The organism is Pseudomonas sp. S3E12, from assembly GCF_001702295.1.
GTDB lineage: Bacteria > Pseudomonadota > Gammaproteobacteria > Pseudomonadales > Pseudomonadaceae > Aquipseudomonas > Aquipseudomonas marginalis.
In genome coordinates this window covers 588,931-603,362 of record NZ_MBDT01000005.1, presented here as the reverse complement: position 1 = coordinate 603,362, position 14,432 = coordinate 588,931, and the positions used below count along the sequence as shown (strand labels likewise).

The following is a 14,432-nucleotide window of genomic DNA, read 5'->3' as shown; positions in this document are numbered from 1 at the left end:
TGATCTGTTGCGGCCTCAAGTCACTCGATACCGACCAGGTTTCGCCCGTTGTGCTTGGCCGTATACAAGCCCTTGTCCGCCGCCATGATCAACTGGCGGCAATCGGTACCCTGCACCGGCGTCATGGTCGACAGCCCGATGCTGATGGTCAGGCTCGAGCCTTCCGCCGGTGCGATATGCGGGATCTTCAGCGCGGCGACGGCCATGCGCAGCTTTTCCGCCACCAGGCGTGCCCCACCCGGCGAGGTGTTCGGCAACACCAGGGCAAACTCTTCGCCGCCATAGCGCGCCGGTAGGTCCGAGGGGCGGCTGCTGGCTTCGCGGATGGTGTTGGCCACTTTGCGCAGGGCTTCGTCACCCTCGACGTGGCCAAAGCTGTCGTTGTAGGTCTTGAAGAAATCCACGTCGATCATCAGCAATGACAGCTGGGTCTGGTCACGCATGGCGCGGCGCCATTCCAGCTCCAGGTATTCGTCGAAGTGGCGACGGTTGGACAGCCCGGTCAGGCCATCGGAGTTCATCAGCCGTTGCAGCACCAGGTTGGTGTCCAGCAGCTGTTGCTGGCTGACCCGCAGCGCACGGTAGGCGGCATCGCGCTGCAGCAGGGTCATGTAGGAGCGTGAGTGATAGCGGATACGCGCCACCAGTTCGATATTGTCCGGCAGCTTGACCAGGTAATCGTTGGCCCCCGCCGAGAACGCCGCGCTCTTGATCAGCGGGTCTTCCTTGGTGGAAAGCACGATGATCGGGATGTTCTGCGTGGCCGGGTGGTTGCGGTATTCGCGCACCAGGGTCAGGCCGTCGAGGCCGGGCATCACCAGGTCCTGCAGGATCACCGTGGGTTTGATGCGGATGGCCTGGGCAATCGCCTGGTGCGGGTCGGCACAGAAGTGGAAGTCGATGTTTTCTTCGTGGGCCAGGCCACGCCGGACGGCTTCGCCAATCATGGCCTGGTCGTCGACCAGCAACACCATGGCGGCGTTTTCGTCGGTCTTGATGTCGTCGATCTGTAAATCATTCATGTGCAGTCACCTGAATTACTGCCTGCAAGCCAACACTGCGGAAGGTCATGATCATTTTGCAAAGACCTCCAGCAATCGGGGCGCAATTCTATCCAGTGGGCGAATTTCAACAGCAGCATCAATCGCCGCCGCCGCTTTGGGCATGCCATACACCGCCGAGCTTTGCTGATCCTGGGCGATGGTCAAATAACCTTGTTCACGCATTAGCTTGAGCCCCTGGGCCCCGTCACGGCCCATACCGGTCAGCAGTACGCCGACGGCATCGCCATTCCAGTGGCTGGCCACGCTTTCGAAAAACACGTCGATCGAAGGCCGGTAAATCTCGTTCACCGGCTCTGCGGTATAGGCTAGCGTGCCATTCTTCAATAAACGAATGTGGTGATTGGTGCCGGCCAGCAGCACCACCCCGCTTTGCGGCGGTTCGCCTTCGCGGGCCAGTCGTACCGGCAGGCCGGAGGCGCTGCTCAGCCATTCGGCCATGCCGGCGGCGAAGACCTGATCCACATGCTGCACCAGCACAATGGCGGCGGCAAAGTCCCGGGGCAACCCCTTGAGCAGGATTTCCAGGGCAGCCGGGCCACCCGCCGAAGAACCGATAGCCACCAGGCTCTGGCGTTTGCCGGTGCTGCGCTCCGGGGTGGTTTCGGCGCGCACACGGCTGCCGCGCTGGCCGATCAGCCAGCCGATGTTGAGGATCTTGCGCAGCAATGGCGCCGCCGCATCCTTGGGGTTGCCCACGCCGAGCGCCGGCGTGTCCACCACATCCAGGGCGCCGTGGCCCATGGCTTCGAACACCCGGCTCATATTGGCCTGGCGGTCGACGGTCACCAGCAGGATCGCGCATGGGGTCTCGGCCATGATCTGCCGCGTGGCTTCCACGCCGTCCATCACCGGCATGATCAGGTCCATCAGGATCAGGTCCGGGGTCAATTCGGCGCAGCGCTGCACCGCCTCCAGGCCATTGCTGGCCACCCACACCACCTGGTGCATGGGCTCGAAGCTCAAGGCACGGCGCAGGGCCTCCACGGCCAGGGGCATGTCATTGACGATCGCAATCCTCATGATCGCGCGCCTCCGATCAGCTCCACCACGGCATCCAGCAGCGCGTCATCGTGGAAGCTGGCCTTGGCCAGATAATAATCCGCCCCAGCGTCCAGCCCGCGACGGCGGTCTTCTTCACGGTCTTTGTAGGACACCACCATCACCGGCAACGATTGCAGGCGACTGTCACGGCGCAGGAGTGTGACCAATTCAATACCGTCCATACGAGGCATATCGATATCAGTGATAAGCAGGTCGAAATCTTCGGAGCGCAAGGCGTTCCAGCCGTCCATGCCGTCGACCGCGACGGCCACTTCGTACCCGCGATTGAGCAATAACTTGCGTTGCAACTCCCGCACAGTGAGCGAGTCGTCCACCACCAGTACCCGCTTGCGCGGTGCCTCGGTGGCCTGCTGGCTGCGCCGGGCGATGCGCTCCAGGCGCCCGGTGTTGAGCAGCTTGTCCACCGAGCGCAGCATATCTTCCACATCGACGATCAATACCACCGAGCCGTCGTCCAGCAAGGCGCCGGCGGAAATATCCTGGACCTTGCCCAGGCGATCATCCAGCGGCAGCACCACCAGGGTGCGCTCGCCGATAAAGCGTTCCACGGCAATGCCGTAAACCGCATCGCGCTCGCGAATCACCACCACCTTCAAGGTTTCGTCACTGCTCTGCCCCGATGGGCGCTGCAACAACTGGCTGGCGGCGACCAGGCCGACATGCCGACCTTCGTGCCAGAAATGCTGGCGGCCTTCCAACTGCACAATGTCGTCGGGGGCCAGGTCGCACATGCGCTCGATATGCGCCAGCGGGAACGCATAGGCTTCCTCGCCGACTTCCACCACCAGGCTGCGCACCACCGACAGGGTCAGTGGCACCTCCAGGTGGAAGCGACTGCCCTGCCCTGCCGTCTGCTCAAGCACCACCGCGCCGCGCAGTTGGCGGACCATATGCTGCACCGCATCCAGCCCGACACCGCGTCCGGACACTTCGGTGACCTTGTCGCGCAGGCTGAACCCCGGCAGGAACAGGAACGTCAGCAGTTCCTCTTCGCTCAGGTTCAAGGCCGTCTCCCAGGTTGAAAGATGCCGATCGACGATGGTGCCGCGCAGGCGCTCCAGGTCGACGCCATTGCCGTCGTCACTCAGCTCCAGCACCAGCAGGCCGGCCTGATGGGACGCGCGCAGGCGGATCAGGCCTTCGGCGGGTTTGCCTGCCAGCAGGCGTTCCTCGGGCATTTCGATACCGTGGTCGACGGCATTGCGCAATAGATGGGTGAGTGGCGCTTCGAGCTTTTCCAGCACGTCGCGATCGACCTGGGTCTTTTCCCCCTCGATCTCCAGGCGCACCTGCTTGCCCAGGCTGCGGCCGAGGTCGCGCACCATGCGCACCTGCCCGGCCAGTACATCGGCAAACGGGCGCATGCGACAGGCCAGCGCAGTGTCGTAGAGCACCTGGGCACGCTGGCCGGCCTGCCAGCCAAACTCATCCAGCTCGGCGGTCTTTTCCGCCAGCAGCGCCTGGGCTTCGCTCAACAGGCGACGGGTATCGGCCAGGGCTTCCTCGGCTTCGAGGCTCAAACCCAGGGTCTTGAGCTGGCCATCCAGGGTATCCAGGGCGCGTACGCTCTGGCTTTGAATCCGTTTGAGACGCTGCATGCTGGCCAGGTAGGGCTTGAGCCGCTGGGTTTCCACCAGGGACTTGCTCGAGAGGTCCAACAGGCTGTTCAAGCGCTCGGCGGTCACGCGCAATACGCGTTCGCCACCTTCGGTCATGCGCCGGCCCTGACGCGGCGGATCGCTGGCGACGGGCGGTGCGGGCTCAGGCTCCGGCGGCAGCTCTTCGATGAGCGGCGCCGGGGCGGGCTCAGGCACAGCGGGCAGCGGCGCGACGTAGGCACTGGGCTGGGATGGATCCAGCAGGCGCTCCATCAACGCCACATAGGCGTCGATGTCCGCCGTGCCGACATCGTTGCCAGGGGTGGCGATACGCATCAGCAGGTCGGTGCCTTGCAGCAACGCGTCGATATGCTCGGGTTGCAGGTGCAGGCGGCGTTCCTGGGCGCTGACCAGGCAATCCTCCATGACATGGGCCACGCTGACCCCGGCGTCCACCCCGACGATGCGCGCCGCGCCCTTGAGCGAATGCGCGGCACGCATGCAGGCTTCAAGCTGGTCGGCCTGGGTAGGGTTGCGCTCCAGGGCCAGCAGGCCCGCGCTCAGCACCTGGGTCTGGGCATCGGCTTCCAGGCTGAACAGCTCCAGCAGCGAGGCGTCGCGCATCTGGTCGGGGGTCATGTGAGGCTCCGGGTTACGGCGGACAACAATTGCGCCTCGTCCAGCCACCGCAGGCTACGGCCTTTCCACTGCAACACACCTTGGGTGTAGCGCGCGCTGGCCTGGGTACCCGAGGCCGACGCCGCCTTCAGGGTGCGCTCATCGATGGCATGGATGCCATCCACTTCGTCCACCGGCACCACCACCGGGCCATCCTGCGCGGCGATGATCAGCATGCGCGGCATGATCCGCCCACCGCTGGCGCCCTGATGGGTTGTTTCCAGGCCAAGCAACTCCACCAGCGACAGGCACGCCACCAGCGCGCCACGCACATTGGCCACACCGAGCAAGGCACGGGAGCGCTGGTGCGGCAGCGAATGAATCGGTTGCAACGGGGCCACCTCCACCAGGCAGCGGGTGGCGATGCCCAGCCATTCCTCGCCGAGGCGAAACACCAACAGCGAGCGGGTGACGATCTTTTCGTCAACCTCGGCAGCCGCCACCGGACGACGGTCGTCCTGCCGCAAGGCATAGCGGTCCAGCAAGCGCGTGGCGGCAGCCGAGTACACCGAACAGTTGCGGCAGTGGATATGCTCCACCAGCAGCGGGCACGACTTGTCGCCATGGATACCGATACGGTTCCAGCAGTCGTCGATGGCTTGGGTGTCGGCCAGGGTCAAGTCCAGGCCTGCGGTGTTGAGCGCCTCGGTGCTACTCATCGTTTGGACTCACTGTCTGCTCGCTCGCTGCGGGCGGCCCGCGCCTGTAAACGGCGCGCCCCCGCACTGTCGCCCTGGGACTCGAGCAAGGCGGCCAGGTGCATCAAGGCCTGCGGGTGCTGGGGTTCCAGGTACAAGGCTTTACGATAAAACCCCTGGGCTTCCAGGGCGCTGCCGGCCACGTCGCTGAGCAACCCCAGCCAGTAGAACACCTGGGCGGCCGGCGGGTGACTGTTCAGATACTGCTCGCAGGCGGCGCGGGCCTCGGCACTTTTACCTTCGTTGGCCAGGCTGGCGATGCGGCTGAGCAAGGTGCCCGCATCGGAGGGCGGCGCCTTGATCGGCCCCGCCTGGGTGCTGGCCGTGCTGAACGGTCGCGGCTTGACCGGTACCGGCGCGACGCGGCGCGGTGGCGTCGGCATGGGCACGAATACCGGCTCAGGCTTCACCGGTTCGGCATGCCGGCTGAAGGCAAATGACTGCGGCACCCCAATCGAGCGCATGCCGTGGCGCCCCAGCAAGCTGCCCTCCGCGGGGCCGATAAACAGCACGCCGTCCACATGGGTCAGGCCCTTGAGCACATCGAAGACTTGCTTCTGGGTCGGCTGGTCAAAGTAGATCAGCAGGTTGCGGCAAAACACGAAATCGTAGCTCGCCTCGTTCGCCAGCAGCGTCGGGTCGAGCAGGTTGCCGACTTGCAGGCGCACCTGTTCACGCACGCGGTCGGCGATGTGGAACCCGTCGCCGTATTCCGTGAAGTGGCGGTCGCGAAAGGCAATATCGCCGCCACGAAACGAGTTCTTGCCATACACCCCGCGCCGGGCGCGCTCCACCGACAGCGGGCTGACATCCAGGCCCAGTACCTTGAACTGGTGCGGCGCCAACCCGGCATCCAGCAAGGCCATGGCAATGGAATAGGGTTCTTCGCCGGTGGAACACGGCAGGCTGAGAATGCGCAGGGCGCGCATCTGCTTGATCTCGGCCAGGCGTGCAAGCGCCAGTCGGGCCAGGGTCGCAAAGGATTCGGGGTAACGAAAAAACCAGGTCTCGGGGACGATCACGGCTTCGATCAGCGCTTGTTGCTCGTCCTCGGAGCTTTGCAGGTGCTGCCAGTATTCACCTGGTGTTTGTGCCTGCACGGCCTGGCTGCGCTGGCGCACGGCGCGCTCGATGATGGCCTCGCCGACCGACGCGACATCCAGGCCGATACGTTCTTTCAAGAAGGCAAAAAAACGCGGGTCGTTGCTCATAGGCTCAGCTCGGCAGAAAACAACAGGGCGCGCACATCATCGGTGAGCACGTCATTCACGCCAATCCACTGCATCAGGCCCAGGGCATCCTCCCGCACCGGCCCCAGGTACCGCGCCTGGCGGTTATCCAGGCCGTAAGGCTGGAATTCCGCCGGGTCGCACCGCAGGGTGTCCGTGGCCTGCTCGAGGATCAGCCCGAGCCAGCGCGATTCGACCCAGGTGTGCGGCTGGTAATTGACCAGCACCAGGCGCGTACTCGTCCGCGCCTGGGCCGCTGTGCCGAAGGTCAGCGCGCTCAGGTCGATGACCGGTACCAACGCCCCGCGATGGGCAAAGATGCCCGCCACCCACAGTGGCGCATGGGCGATGGGCTTGAGTGGCAGGCGTGGCAACACCTCGGCCACCTCCGTGGCCTTGAGCGCAAAGCGTTCGCTACCGATGTGAAACACCAGGAACAAGGCTTTTTTCGCTGCCGGAATGGCGCCGCGTTTAGCCGCGAGGTCGCTCATCAGACTTTGAAACGCGACACGCCGCTGCGCAGACCCACCGCAACCTGGCTCAGTTCATCGATGGCAAAGCTGGCCTGGCGCAGGGACTCCACCGTCTGGCTGCTGGCATCGCCCAGTTGCACCAGGGCATGGTTGATCTGCTCGGCGCCGGTGGCCTGGGCCTGCATGCCTTCGTTGACCATCAACACCCGCGGCGCCAGGGCCTGTACCTGATGGATGATCTGCGACAGCTGCTCGCCCACTTGCTGCACTTCGAACATGCCTCGACGGACTTCTTCGGAGAACTTGTCCATGCCCATCACGCCCGCCGAAACCGCTGACTGGATTTCACGCACCATCTGCTCGATGTCGTAGGTGGCCACGGCGGTCTGGTCGGCCAGGCGCCGCACTTCGGTGGCCACCACGGCAAAACCGCGCCCGTATTCACCGGCCTTTTCGGCTTCGATGGCGGCATTCAGGGACAGCAGGTTGGTCTGGTCGGCGACCTTGACGATGGTCACCACCACCTGGTTGATGTTGCCGGCCTTCTCATTGAGGATCGCCAGCTTGGCATTCACCAAGTCGGCGGCGCCCATCACCGAGTGCATGGTTTCTTCCATGCGCGCCAGACCTTGCTGGCCGGAACCGGCGGCCACCGAGGCCTGGTCAGCGGCGGTAGACACTTCGGTCATGGTGCGAACCAGATCCTTGGAAGTGGCAGCGATCTCCCGCGAAGTGGCACCGATCTCAGTGGTAGTGGCCGCCGTTTCAGTGGCAGTGGCCTGTTGCTGCTTGGAGGTGGCCGCAATCTCGGTGACCGAGGTGGTGACCTGCACCGAAGAGCGCTGGGCCTGGGACACGAGGGCCGTGAGCTCGGTCATCATGTCGTTGAAGCCGGTTTCCACCGCACCGAACTCGTCCTTGCGCTCCAGGTTCAAGCGTTTGCTCAAGTCTCCGGTGCGCATGGTTTCGAGGATCTCGACGATACGCTGCATCGGCGCCATGATCGCGCGCATCAGCAGCAGGCCACACAGGCCGGCGGCGAGGATCGCCACGGCCAGCGACAGGAACATGCTGACCTTGGCAGAGGCAACGGCGTCGTCAATGGCGGCCGTCGCGTTGTCGGACACGGCCTTGTTTTCCGTGATGATGTCATTGAGCTTCATGCGCCCTTCGGTCCAGATCGGCGTCAATTGCTCTTCCAGCAGCTCACGCGCGGCCGGCAGGTCATTGGCTTCGACGCGATCGAGTACCTGGGCCAGGACCTTGTTGTAATTGATGTGGGCGGCCTTGAAGTTGTCGAACTCCATGCGATCGGCCTGGCTATGCACGGTTTTTTCGTAATTGGCCATCTGCTGTTCGATACGCGATTCGAAGGCCTTGTAGTCCGATTTATCGCTATTGGTGAAGGTTTTATCCTCACGCAGGCCAATGATATCGATGGTCTGCAAATAACTGTCGACCCATGCGCTGCGGATCATCGAACTGAGGTAAACCCCCGGCACCGCGTCGTCACGCACCGATTCCTGGCTGGCTTCAATCTTCAGCAACCGTGAGTAGGACACCACAACCATCAGCAGCATGATCGCGATAATGACCGCAAAGCTCGCCAAAATCCGCTGGCGCAAGGTCCAATTCTTCACAGTGTTTCCTCGAAGGGCCATTCAAATGGAGGGGAGTATAGCTGAGCAGAAGCCCTCATTTATCAATGGGTTTCGATGTGGCACACACACATTGCAAAAACACCTATGGGAGGGGGCTTGCTCCCGATTGCCGTGGGTCAGTTGCAGAGATTCGAACTGGACCACCGCTATCGGGAGCAAGCCCCCTCCCACAGGTTGGATTTGCCCGGCCCCGTTGGTTACTGGTTAAGCCGTACCTGCTTTTCCAGTTCCAGCTTCAAGCCCGGTTCGAGCTTGAGTTGGCGGGCCAATTCGTCCAGATACGCCTTTTCCATAAAGTTCTCCTCGTCCACCAGCATCACGCTGGCGATGTACATCTCGGCAGCCATTTCCGGGGTGCCGGCGGCGCGGGCGACGTCGGCCGGATCCAGCGGCTTGTTCAGCTCGGCGTGCAGCCAGCTTTGCAGTTCGCGGTCGTTGTCCAGCTTGGTGAATTCACCTTCGATCAGTGCGCGCTCGCGTTCATCCACATGGCCGTCGGCCTTGGCGGCGGCGACCAATGCCTTGAGGATCCCCTGGCTGTGCTGCTCGACCTGGGCCGGTGGCAGGCGGTCGATGGTTTGCGGCTCACCCTGAGGCGCGTTGGCCTGCTTGGCCTGCCAGTTGCCGTAGGCTTTGTAGGCAATCACGCCCAACGCGGCCAGCCCGCCATAGGTCAGGGCCTTGCCGCCAAACTTGCGCGCCTTCTTGTTGCCCAGCAACAGGCCCATGGCGCCCGCCGCCAGGGCGCCACCGCCCGCACCGCCGAGCAGGCTGCCCAGACCGCCGCCGCCGAGCAGCCCGCCGAGGGCGCCTTTATCGTCCTGCTTGCGCTGGCCGCCGGTTTTGTTCTGCAACATGTCCTGGCCGGACTTGAGCAACTGATCGAGCAATCCACGGGTATTCATTCGTAGCCTCCAGACACTAGGGTTCATGGACCAATAGGCCCTCAGCGTAAAACTAAGTGCCAAAAAGCCGCGATCTAGAGTGCTTCCAGATGTAACGCCACTGCCCTTCGCTAAAACCGATATACACTCGGACAAATCTATAAAAACACCCCACTGGTAATTCCAGCATGATGACCTTGCGTCAAATCCGGCATTTTATCGCCGTGGCCGAGACCGGCTCGATCTCCGCCGCCGCGCAGACCGCGTTCATTTCCCAGTCCACCCTGACCCTGGCGATCCAGCAACTGGAGCAGGAAATCGGCGTCACCCTGTTCAACCGCCACGCCAAGGGCATGACCCTCACGCACCAGGGCCATCAGTTCCTGCGCCAGGCGCACTTGATCCTCGCCACCGTCGACAATGCCAAGCGCAGCCTGCAACAGAGCACCGACCAGGTCGCCGGGCAGTTGATCATCGGCGTGACCAGCCTGGTCGCCGGCTACTACCTGGCAGATTTGCTCACCCGCTTCCAGCGCGCCTACCCCAACGTGGAGATCCGCGTGATGGAAGACGAACGCCCGTATATCGAGCATTTGCTGGTCAGCGGCGAGATCGATGTGGGCGTGCTGATCCTCTCCAACCTGGAAGATCGCCACGCCCTGCAGACCGAAGTCCTCACCCACTCGCCCCACCGCCTGTGGCTGCCGGCGCAACACCCACTGCTGGAGCACGACAGCATCAACCTCGCCGACGTGGCAGGCGAGCCGTTGATTCAGTTGAATGTCGACGAAATGGGGCATAACGCCCAGCGCCTGTGGGCCGCTGCCGGCCTGCAACCGCGCGTGACCCTGCGCACCGCCTCCACCGAAGCCGTGCGCAGCCTGGTGGCCGCGGGCCTGGGCGTGTCGATCCAACCGGACATGACCTACCGCCCCTGGTCCCTGGAGGGCGACATTATTGAAGCGCGGCCGATTGCCGACCTCAGCCAGACCCTGGACGTCGGCCTGGCCTGGCGTCGGGGCACCGCGCGGCCGGCCTTGGTGGATCCGTTCCTCACCGTGGCGCGGGAACAACCACACCCACGCAAGCCATCTATTTAATCGAATGCTGTATTCAGTATTTAGTATTTGTTGACCTCGCGCCTGAGCTCTAGTCTCTGTCTATCCATAAGAGAAGGTAAGGCGCCTTGTAAGAGAACGCCCATGACCGCACAAGAAAAGAGATCACGAAAAATGTCCGGCACGCCCACCCCGCTGCTCACTGCGTTGCTGATCGACGGCGAACTGGTCCAGGGCCAGGGCGTTGCCGAGCCGATCCTCAACCCGGCCACCGGCGAAGTGCTCACCCAGATCGCCGAGGCCAGCACCGAGCAGGTCGAAAGTGCGATCCTCGCCGCACACCGCGCTTTTGCTGGCTGGTCGCGGACCACGCCGCAACAACGCTCGAACGTCCTGCTGGGCATCGCCGACGCCATCGAGAAACACGCCGACTACCTCGCCCGCCTGGAATCGCTGAACTGCGGCAAGCCGTTGCACCTGGCACGCCAGGACGACTTGAGCGCCACCATCGATGTGTTCCGCTTCTTCGCCGGCGCCGTGCGCTGCCAGACCGGCCAGCTCAGCGGCGAATACCTGCCGGGCTACACCAGCATGGTGCGCCGCGATCCGATTGGCGTGGTGGCCTCGATTGCGCCGTGGAACTACCCGCTGATGATGGCCGCGTGGAAGATCGCCCCGGCGCTGGCGGCCGGTAATACCCTGGTGTTCAAGCCGTCGGAACACACGCCGCTGTCAATCCTCGCATTGGCCCCGGTCCTGAAGGACGTGTTACCCCGCGGGGTCATCAACATTCTGTGCGGTGGCGGTGAGGGCGTGGGCAGCCATTTGGTCAGCCACCCCAAGGTGCGCATGGTCTCGCTGACCGGCGACATCGTCACCGGCCAGAAAATCCTGCAGGCCGCCTCCAAGACTCTCAAGCGCACACACCTGGAATTGGGCGGCAAGGCGCCGGTGATCGTGTGCAACGATGCCGACCTGCAAGCCGTGGCCGAAGGTGTGCGTGCCTACGGTTACTACAACGCCGGCCAGGACTGCACCGCGGCGTGCCGCATCTACGCCCAGGCGGGCATCCACGACAAATTGGTCGCCGAACTGGGCGCAGCCGTCAGCAGCCTGCGCTTCGCCGGCAAGCGCGATGCCGATAACGAACTCGGCCCGCTGATCAGCACACGCCAGCGCGACCGCGTGGCCAGCTTTGTCGAGCGCGCCCTCGGCCAGCCGCATATCGAGCGGGTCACCGGCGCGGCCGTGCATTCCGGGGCCGGCTTCTATTACCAGCCGACGCTGCTCGCCGGTTGCAAGCAGACCGATGAAATCGTCCAGCGCGAAGTGTTCGGCCCGGTGGTTACCGTGACCCGCTTCGACGAACTGGAACAGGCGGTGGACTGGGCCAACGATTCCGAATACGGCCTGGCCTCCTCCGTCTGGACCCAGAACCTGGACAAGGCCATGCAGGTCGCCGCACGCCTGCAATACGGCTGCACCTGGATCAACAGCCATTTCATGCTGGTCAGCGAAATGCCACACGGCGGCTTGAAGCGCTCGGGGTATGGGAAAGATCTGTCCAGCGATTCGCTACAGGACTACAGCGTGGTGCGCCACATCATGGCCCGCCACGGCCAGCATCTTTAAAACAACAACTAAGCTCATGCGTCACGGCTTCACACACTGCCCCGACCATAATTAAAGAAGAGGGAATCCCCATGTCTGCGCATAAGACCGCACTGCTCAGTGCCTTGACCACCGCGCTGCTGGCCAGCGTCAGTATCCAGGCCGCCGAACCGCTCAAGGCGGTGGGCGCTGGAGAAGGCCAGCTGGATATCGTCGCCTGGCCCGGCTATATCGAACGTGGCGAAAGCGACAAGGCCTACGACTGGGTCACAGGTTTCGAGAAGGAAACCGGCTGCAAGGTCAATGTGAAAACCGCCGCCACCTCTGACGAAATGGTCAGTTTGATGGCCAAGGGCGGTTATGACCTGGTCACCGCGTCCGGGGATGCGTCGCTGCGATTGATTGTCGGCAAGCGTGTGCAGCCGATCAACACGGCGTTGATCCCCAACTGGAAGAACATCGACCCGCGCCTCAAGGATGCGCCGTGGTACGTGGTGGGCCAGCAGACCTACGGCACCCCGTACCAGTGGGGCCCGAACGTGCTCATGTACAACACCACCGTGTTCAAGACCGCGCCCACCAGCTGGAACGTGCTGTTCGATGCGCAGAACCTGCCGGACGGCAAGCCGAACAAAGGTCGCGTGCAGGCCTATGACGGTCCGATCTACATCGCCGATGCGGCGCTGTACCTCAAGAGCACCCAGCCGGAACTGGGGATCCAGAGCCCCTATGAACTGACCGAAACCCAGTACAAGGCCGTGCTCGATTTGTTGCGCGCGCAGCAGCCGTTGATCCACCGCTACTGGCATGACACCACCGTGCAAATGAGCGACTTCAAGAACGAAGGCGTGGTGGCCTCCAGCGCCTGGCCGTATCAGGTCAACGGCCTGCAAAACGAGAAGCAGCCGATTGCTTCGACCATTCCCAAGGAAGGCGCCACCGGCTGGGCCGACACCACCATGCTGCACAGCGAGGCCAAGCACCCGAATTGCGCCTACAAGTGGATGGACTGGTCGCTGCAGCCCAAAGTCCAGGGCGATGTCGCCGCCTGGTTCGGCTCGCTGCCGGCGGTGCCCGCAGCCTGCAAGGAAAGCGAACTGCTCGGCGCCGAGGGTTGCAAGACCAACGGCTTCGACCAGTTCGACAAGATCGCCTTCTGGAAAACCCCGCAGGCCGAGGGCGGCAAGTTCGTGCCGTACAGCCGCTGGACCCAGGACTACATCGCGATCATGGGCGGCCGCTAAGACCATGCAGACGGCATAGATCCCCTGTGGGAGGAGGCTTGCCCCCTCCTACATCGACCGCATTCACGGATGTTTTGTTTTTTCAGCAGTCCAGGCCGGGCGCTGCGACCACCCGCGCCTTTTTGGAGCACCGCACCATGACGCTTGCAGTCCAATTCACCCACGTTTCCCGGCAGTTCGGCGAAGTGAAAGCCGTTGACCGGGTTTCCATCGATATCCAGGACGGCGAGTTCTTTTCCATGCTCGGCCCATCCGGCTCGGGCAAGACCACCTGCCTGCGCCTGATCGCCGGTTTCGAGCAGCCGAGCGCAGGCTCGATCCGCATTCATGGCGAGGAAGCCGCTGGCTTGCCGCCGTATCAGCGTGACGTAAACACGGTATTCCAGGATTACGCACTGTTCCCCCATATGAACGTGCGCGACAACGTCGCCTATGGCCTCAAGGTCAAAGGCGTGGGCAAGACCGAACGCCTCAACCGCGCCGAAGAAGCCTTGGGAATGGTCGCCCTCGGTGGCTACGGCGAGCGCAAGCCGGTACAGCTCTCCGGCGGCCAACGCCAACGGGTGGCCCTGGCCCGTGCCCTGGTCAATCGCCCCCGCGTGTTGCTGCTCGATGAACCCTTGGGCGCCCTCGACCTCAAGCTGCGCGAACAGATGCAAAGCGAGCTGAAGAAGCTGCAACGCCAGCTCGGCATCACCTTTATCTTCGTCACCCACGACCAGACCGAAGCGCTGTCGATGTCCGACCGTGTGGCGGTGTTCAACAAGGGCCGCATCGAACAGGTCGACACCCCGCGCAACCTGTACATGAAACCGGCCACCGCGTTCGTCGCCGAATTCGTCGGCACCTCCAACGTGATTCGCGGCGAGTTGGCCCAGCGCCTCAGCGGCAGCCCGCAGCCGTTCTCGATCCGTCCGGAACATGTGCGTTTTGCCGAGGGCCCGCTGGGCGCCGGCGAAGTGGAAATCAGCGGCTTGCTGCACGACATCCAGTACCAGGGCAGCGCCACCCGCTATGAGCTGAAACTGGAAAACGGCCAGGCGCTGAACATCAGCCAGGCCAACAACCAGTGGCTGGACATCAGCAGCGGCCATCAGGTCGGCCAGTCCATCACCGCCCGTTGGGCGCGAGAAGCCATGACGCCGCTGACTGACCGCGCAGGCGAGGTGTGA

The 14,432-nt window shown here is 63.4% G+C and carries 12 protein-coding genes; 4 read left to right on the top strand and 8 right to left on the bottom strand.

What is annotated here, in order from left to right:
• Positions 1-20 precede the first annotated feature (20 nt).
• The 8 genes from BB029_RS07560 to BB029_RS07525 form a co-directional block, all read right to left on the bottom strand.
• On the bottom strand, positions 21-1,022 hold the full coding sequence (locus BB029_RS07560; protein ID WP_065926488.1) for a PleD family two-component system response regulator: 1,002 nt from the start codon (positions 1,020-1,022) through the stop codon (positions 21-23).
• 51 nt (positions 1,023-1,073) lie between these two features.
• Positions 1,074-2,084, bottom strand: coding sequence for a chemotaxis response regulator protein-glutamate methylesterase (locus tag BB029_RS07555; protein ID WP_065938739.1), 1,011 nt, complete (start codon positions 2,082-2,084; stop codon positions 1,074-1,076).
• Positions 2,081-4,363 (bottom strand): hybrid sensor histidine kinase/response regulator, encoded by a 2,283-nt coding sequence (locus BB029_RS07550; RefSeq protein WP_065938738.1) that lies wholly within the window; start codon positions 4,361-4,363, stop codon positions 2,081-2,083. Before BB029_RS07550 ends, BB029_RS07555 begins: the two co-directional genes overlap by 4 nt.
• Entirely contained in the window at positions 4,360-5,061 is a 702-nt protein-coding gene (locus tag BB029_RS07545) for a chemotaxis protein CheW (protein WP_065938737.1), read from the bottom strand. Before BB029_RS07545 ends, BB029_RS07550 begins: the two co-directional genes overlap by 4 nt.
• Entirely contained in the window at positions 5,058-6,311 is a 1,254-nt protein-coding gene (locus BB029_RS07540) for a protein-glutamate O-methyltransferase CheR (RefSeq protein WP_065938736.1), read from the bottom strand. The genes BB029_RS07545 and BB029_RS07540 overlap by 4 nt, the downstream gene beginning before the upstream one ends.
• Complete coding sequence (locus BB029_RS07535) at positions 6,308-6,820, bottom strand: chemotaxis protein CheW (RefSeq protein WP_065938735.1); 513 nt, start codon at positions 6,818-6,820, stop codon at positions 6,308-6,310. Before BB029_RS07535 ends, BB029_RS07540 begins: the two co-directional genes overlap by 4 nt.
• Entirely contained in the window at positions 6,820-8,442 is a 1,623-nt protein-coding gene (locus tag BB029_RS07530; RefSeq protein ID WP_027604523.1) for a methyl-accepting chemotaxis protein, read from the bottom strand. The genes BB029_RS07535 and BB029_RS07530 overlap by 1 nt, the downstream gene beginning before the upstream one ends.
• 218 nt (positions 8,443-8,660) lie before the next feature.
• Positions 8,661-9,368, bottom strand: coding sequence for a tellurite resistance TerB family protein (locus BB029_RS07525; protein ID WP_065938734.1), 708 nt, complete (start codon positions 9,366-9,368; stop codon positions 8,661-8,663).
• 167 nt (positions 9,369-9,535) lie between these two features.
• Here BB029_RS07525 and BB029_RS07520 point away from each other — a divergent pair, with 167 nt between their 5' ends.
• From BB029_RS07520 to BB029_RS07505, 4 genes are all read left to right on the top strand, one after another.
• Positions 9,536-10,447: a LysR family transcriptional regulator gene (locus BB029_RS07520; protein WP_065938733.1), complete on the top strand. Its 912-nt coding sequence runs from the start codon at positions 9,536-9,538 to the stop codon at positions 10,445-10,447.
• A gap of 132 nt (positions 10,448-10,579) precedes the next feature.
• Positions 10,580-12,037, top strand: a complete 1,458-nt coding sequence (locus BB029_RS07515) for a gamma-aminobutyraldehyde dehydrogenase (RefSeq protein WP_065938732.1) — start codon at positions 10,580-10,582, stop codon at positions 12,035-12,037.
• Positions 12,038-12,108: 71 nt separating this feature from the next.
• Positions 12,109-13,260, top strand: a complete 1,152-nt coding sequence (ydcS, locus tag BB029_RS07510; protein ID WP_065926496.1) for a putative ABC transporter substrate-binding protein YdcS — start codon at positions 12,109-12,111, stop codon at positions 13,258-13,260.
• Between the two features lie 137 nt (positions 13,261-13,397).
• The gene (locus tag BB029_RS07505) at positions 13,398-14,432 is read left to right on the top strand and encodes an ABC transporter ATP-binding protein (RefSeq protein WP_065938731.1); all 1,035 of its coding nucleotides are present in this window, start codon (positions 13,398-13,400) and stop codon (positions 14,430-14,432) included.

Coding starts and splice junctions, on each gene's coding strand:
- BB029_RS07560 (WP_065926488.1), bottom strand. CDS start 1,022: ATGAATGATTTACAGATCGACGACATCAAGACCGACGAAAACGCCGCC.
- BB029_RS07555 (WP_065938739.1), bottom strand. CDS start 2,084: ATGAGGATTGCGATCGTCAATGACATGCCCCTGGCCGTGGAGGCCCTG.
- BB029_RS07550 (WP_065938738.1), bottom strand. CDS start 4,363: ATGACCCCCGACCAGATGCGCGACGCCTCGCTGCTGGAGCTGTTCAGC.
- BB029_RS07545 (WP_065938737.1), bottom strand. CDS start 5,061: ATGAGTAGCACCGAGGCGCTCAACACCGCAGGCCTGGACTTGACCCTG.
- BB029_RS07540 (WP_065938736.1), bottom strand. CDS start 6,311: ATGAGCAACGACCCGCGTTTTTTTGCCTTCTTGAAAGAACGTATCGGC.
- BB029_RS07535 (WP_065938735.1), bottom strand. CDS start 6,820: ATGAGCGACCTCGCGGCTAAACGCGGCGCCATTCCGGCAGCGAAAAAA.
- BB029_RS07525 (WP_065938734.1), bottom strand. CDS start 9,368: ATGAATACCCGTGGATTGCTCGATCAGTTGCTCAAGTCCGGCCAGGAC.
- BB029_RS07520 (WP_065938733.1), top strand. CDS start 9,536: ATGATGACCTTGCGTCAAATCCGGCATTTTATCGCCGTGGCCGAGACC.
- BB029_RS07515 (WP_065938732.1), top strand. CDS start 10,580: ATGTCCGGCACGCCCACCCCGCTGCTCACTGCGTTGCTGATCGACGGC.
- ydcS (WP_065926496.1), top strand. CDS start 12,109: ATGTCTGCGCATAAGACCGCACTGCTCAGTGCCTTGACCACCGCGCTG.
- BB029_RS07505 (WP_065938731.1), top strand. CDS start 13,398: ATGACGCTTGCAGTCCAATTCACCCACGTTTCCCGGCAGTTCGGCGAA.